A 425-nucleotide genomic window follows, 5' to 3' on the forward strand; every position below is an offset into this window, starting at 1 on the left:
GGGTTAGGGTGGGGGCTCTCTCCGCGATGGCAGCGGCGATTGTTTCAAGGACGCCTGCACGATTTGTCATGACGTCGAGATTGCTGAAGCGAAGGACTTTGAAGCCTTTGGTCTCAATTACGGCTGAGCGTGCGGCATCGGCGCGTTCGCCTTCGTCCGAAAAGTGCTGACCGCCGTCGAGCTCGATCACAAGCTTTGCGGCATGGCAGACGAAGTCGGCAATGTAGTTGTCAATCGGCACCTGACGGCGGATGGTTGCACCGTTCAGGCGATTGCCGCGCAGCTCCGACCAGAGGACTCGTTCCACGTCGGTCGAGTTTCTGCGCAGCGCGCGTGCGTTAGAACGCAGTCTTGGCGAAACTTTCCAGCCCGGATGTTCGGGATCGACCATTGCCAGCCCCTTTGTGGAGACACCCCCACCCCAG

At 60.0% G+C, this 425-nt stretch carries 1 protein-coding gene; it reads right to left on the reverse strand.

Features of this window, described 5'->3' with window-relative positions; all coding sequences use genetic code 11:
- The coding region (locus AC1VNY_RS42760; RefSeq protein ID WP_482409715.1) for an endonuclease domain-containing protein at positions 1-391 on the reverse strand (391 nt) is incomplete at its 3' end.
- Positions 392-425 lie beyond the last annotated feature (34 nt).

Source organism: Bradyrhizobium ferriligni (genome assembly GCF_056837965.1).